The following is a 4,047-nucleotide window of genomic DNA, read 5'->3' as shown; positions in this document are numbered from 1 at the left end:
GAAGTAAGACGGTTTTCTATGTAATATAGGTCTGAAAATGGGGCACGCTCTCGCTAGCTTCGCCTCGTAGCAGTACTAACTTCGAGCTTCGCTTTAGCTCGCTTTCAGTAAGTACTGACGGGCTCAGACTACCCCCTTTCAGACCTATATTACCGAAAACCTGTCTAAGATAATTCTTCGCAGCTTCTTTTTTGTAGGCTATTAGTAAGTAAGGCATAAGCAAGATATGGCTCAAACTCCCCTTTTCAGTCCTATATTGCTGACAACCGGCTATGATAGTTCTTCGCAACTCCTTTTTTGTTGGCTGTTAGTGAGTAAGGCATAAGTAAGATATGGCTCAGACTCCCCTTTTCAGACCTATATTGTTGAAAAGCTGTTTGTAATGAAAGTGCAGTAGTTATGGTATTTGTGTGCCTACTACTGTACTTTTTTGTTGAAAAAAGATAGTTCGGATATGCTTTTCCGGGCAGGGGCTTCTGTATGCGATAGTGAAAATCTTTTATTCATTGGGGAAAGCTTTCTGAAATGGAATCGTGATAGAATGATGGATAGAATTAGGACAAATGGCACGATGTTACGGCGGGAAAGGATAGCTTATGGGAAAGAAAGTGAAGCTTGGGGTAATCGGACTTGGACAAAGAGGGGCAGACTTAGTAAAAAATGTGTATTCCGAGCATCCGGATGTGGATTTTATTGCCCTTTGTGATGTTTATAAGGATCGGCAGGAGGAGGTGGCCAATGCCCTTGTAGAGATGGGAAGAGAAAGACCGAAGACCTTTTCCGACTATAGGGAAATGCTTTCCATGGAGGAGCTGGATGCTGTCTTGATTTGTGCCTCCTGGGATACCCACAGTGAAATAGCCATGGCGGCCATGCGGGCAGGAAAGGCAGTGGCCTCCGAGGTAGGGGGAGCCTATACCCTGTCGGAGTGCTGGAAGCTGGTGGATTGCTATGAAGAAACGAAGACTCCCATCATGTTTATGGAAAACTGTGTCTATGGCAGAGACGAGATGATGGTTTATCGTATGGTAGAGGAAGGGGTACTGGGAGAAATCGTGCATTGTGAGGGTGGATACAAGCATGATTTGCGGGAAGAAATCTCCTTTGGAAAGGAAAACCGTCATTACCGTTTGGACAATTATATTCATCGGAATACGGAAAATTATCCTACCCATGAGCTTGGTCCCATTGCCAAGCTGCTGCATATCAACCGGGGAAACCGTATGCTAAGCCTTTGCTCCATGGCTTCCAAGGCAGCAGGACTTAGAGAGTATATCAAGGAAAAGAAGCCGGAGGACAAGGCATTGCAAAACACGGTATTTCAGCAGGGAGATGTGGTCAATACCATCATCAAATGCAGTAACGGGGAAAGCATTTTGCTAACGCTGGATACCACCCTGCCCAGAGCCTATTCCAGGGGCTTTACTGTGCAGGGCACCAAGGGGATGTATATGGAGGACAATGCTTCCATTTTCCTGGATGGGGATGAGGGGGCAAAGGATCATTTTGAATGGAAGAAGCAGTGGGGAAATGTGGAGCGTTTCCGGGAAAAATATGAGCATCCTGTGTGGAGAGAATATCTCAAGGCGGGGGTGAAGAAGGGACATGGAGGCATGGACTACCTGATTTTCTCTGACTTTGTTCGCTGTCTTCAGGAAGACCTGCCTATGCCTATTGATGTGTATGATATGGCCAGCTGGATGAGCATTACCGCTCTGGCGGAGGAATCTATTGCTCTTGGGGGACAGCCGGTAGCCATTCCCGACTTTACCAATGGAAAGTGGATAAAGAGGACTTAAAAGAACGCGCCGCTGTTCCGGAATCGTAAGAGAAAAGCACTTGTTTTCCCTTATGCCCCCGTCTTATACTAGGAGGAAATGTGAACAGGAGGTTTTGTATGATTAGATTTTTTCAAAATACAGGAAAGCGCCTGGGGCTGTCTTTAGCCTTTATGGCCACAATGCTTTTTTCTTTGAGCATACCTGCTTTTGCGAGGGATAGCATCAGCAATATCAATATGATTCGGATTAAGGTGGAGGAAAGACTTCGGAATCTGGATCCGGGAGACAGCCTTGGCAATATCAGCGAAGGTGATTTTTCCACAGGGGACAGTGACAAATATCATGTGGACGCGGTTCAATGGGTAGACAGCGGAAATGCAGGAGACATTACCGTGGGAAGTACCCCGAAGGTGCAGCTTTATCTTGTGGCGGACAGCCGGGATAAGAGTAATGGAGACACCCTTTATTACCAGTTCTTCGGTGCCTATAATAGCAACAATGTCCGTGTGACTAACGGAACTCTGATTAGTGCCAAGAGAATCAGTTCTACGGAGCTGGAGCTTCTGATTCAGCTACGGGCAGTGCAGGGGCAGTATTCCATGGCGGACAATTTGCAGTGGGACAATAATTCCTTGGGAAGAGCTCGTTGGAGCGCTCCGGAAAACGGTTCCGGCGTCTATGAGGTCAGTCTTTTCAAGGAAGGCAGAAGACTGGCAAAGATTACCACAGATGCGTTAAGTCTGAATTTTTATCCTTGGATGACAGAGGAGGGAAGCTATACATTTTCCGTAAAGACCATTCCTTATACCGAGGAGCAGAAGAAGTCAGGAAAGTCCTCCGAAGAAGCGGAGTCCGAGGTTCTGGATATCCAGCAGAGCACCCGTTCCAACGGAGAAGGAAAATACAGTGAGAATCAGGTACAGGGCCAGAGCGGACAGAACAATTCCGGCACCGCCAATATTCCCGGTACCATCGGCTTTAGCCAAAGCAACGGAAAGTGGTATTTCCGTTTCCCCAACAGCCAGCCTGCCATCAATACCTGGGTAGAGTGGAATGGACATTGGTATCATTTCAACGGACAGGCGGAGATGGAAACCGGATGGTTTAAGAACAGCTACGGAGACTGGTACTATTTGGATCCTGTCAACGGAGATATGAAGACCGGCTGGAGATTGATTGACCAGAAGTGGTATTATCTTCGTCCGGAAAAGGATGGTCGCTGTGGAGCTATGCTTTCCAACGGCATCATGCAGATCGGCAAGGAGCAGTATTACTTTGACAATTCGGGTGCCATGAGAACAGGCTGGATTTCCTTACAGGAAAATGGAAACACGGTTTACTACTATTTCAGAGAGGACGGGGCAATGGCGAAGAACACTACTATTTCCGGCTTCCGTTTAAATGAAAGAGGACAGTGGGTAAAGTAATTCAAAAAAGAAATACAGGACAGTATGCTAAAAGAGATATTTTAAAGCATATTTTTGTGGGCCTTCCGGGATAGAGATATCTTGGAAGGTCTAAATTTTTTATCGAAAAGTATTGCCTTTTTGCGGGGATAAAGCTATAGGAGAAAGTGTTATGTAATGTTTAGCGATTTTCCTGAGGTCAGGAAAATCGTGGAGGCAGGGGCGATATTAAACAGTGGAATCAACTTTTAGCGGAAGCGGCGAATGATGCCGGGGTTATAACGAATGAGGAATTTGCAATATTTCAAAATGCAGGATATATGGGACTGTATGGTGGACTTGATGTGGAGGATATTCACGCAAGGAAAGAGCTTGAGGTTGACCAGAAAATTATTGATTATATGGGTAGTACAGAGTTGATTTTTATTCTAATGATGCTATGTGTAGGAAATGAAATTGTGTCACCACTGGTGACACAATTGAGTTGGACGAATCAGCTACTGATTATGTCAGGATGTAAATCCAATGATGGTATCGCGATATCAGTTGCAACTACCGGATAGGAAAGGAGGTAGTAAATGCTGGAAATCAAGGACTTGAAGAAAAGATTTAAGGCAAAAGAAGTTTTGAAAAATCTGAATTTTTCCATCAATGAAGGAGAAATCGTCTGTTTGCTGGGGAATAATGGAGCCGGAAAGACTACCTTAATTAACTGTATTCTGCGAATGATGCAGGCAGATTCGGGCTCTATACTCTTGGACGGACGAGACATTTTTACGTATAAAAACAAGGAGTATTTTTCCAGGGTAAATGCTTTGCTGGAATCCAGTGTGAATGTTTATGATTATCTTACCGGATGG

Annotated in this window: 4 protein-coding genes; all 4 read left to right on the top strand. The window is 45.2% G+C overall.

Annotated elements, in window-relative coordinates; all coding sequences use genetic code 11:
• Positions 1-596 precede the first annotated feature (596 nt).
• The gene (locus tag RYL27_RS11155; protein ID WP_314967195.1) at positions 597-1,799 is read left to right on the top strand and encodes a Gfo/Idh/MocA family protein; all 1,203 of its coding nucleotides are present in this window, start codon (positions 597-599) and stop codon (positions 1,797-1,799) included.
• 98 nt (positions 1,800-1,897) lie between these two features.
• Entirely contained in the window at positions 1,898-3,208 is a 1,311-nt protein-coding gene (locus RYL27_RS11150; protein WP_314967194.1) for an N-acetylmuramoyl-L-alanine amidase family protein, read from the top strand.
• A gap of 299 nt (positions 3,209-3,507) precedes the next feature.
• Positions 3,508-3,750 carry a hypothetical protein gene (locus RYL27_RS11540; RefSeq protein WP_331667082.1) on the top strand — a complete coding sequence of 81 codons (243 nt, stop codon included), beginning with the start codon at positions 3,508-3,510 and terminating at the stop codon, positions 3,748-3,750.
• Positions 3,751-3,765: 15 nt separating this feature from the next.
• Positions 3,766-4,047 (top strand): ATP-binding cassette domain-containing protein (locus tag RYL27_RS11140; protein WP_314967193.1); only part of this gene is annotated, 282 nt, incomplete at its 3' end.

The sequence above is a fragment of the Oribacterium sinus genome (assembly GCF_963537195.1).
Classification (GTDB): domain Bacteria; phylum Bacillota; class Clostridia; order Lachnospirales; family Lachnospiraceae; genus Oribacterium; species Oribacterium sinus_A.
This window is presented reverse-complemented; position numbering and strand designations above follow the sequence as displayed.

Bases quoted from the DNA above. Each gene is read 5' to 3' on its own strand.
- RYL27_RS11155 (WP_314967195.1), top strand. From the start codon at position 597: ATGGGAAAGAAAGTGAAGCTTGGGGTAATCGGACTTGGACAAAGAGGG.
- RYL27_RS11150 (WP_314967194.1), top strand. From the start codon at position 1,898: ATGATTAGATTTTTTCAAAATACAGGAAAGCGCCTGGGGCTGTCTTTA.
- RYL27_RS11540 (WP_331667082.1), top strand. From the start codon at position 3,508: ATGGGACTGTATGGTGGACTTGATGTGGAGGATATTCACGCAAGGAAA.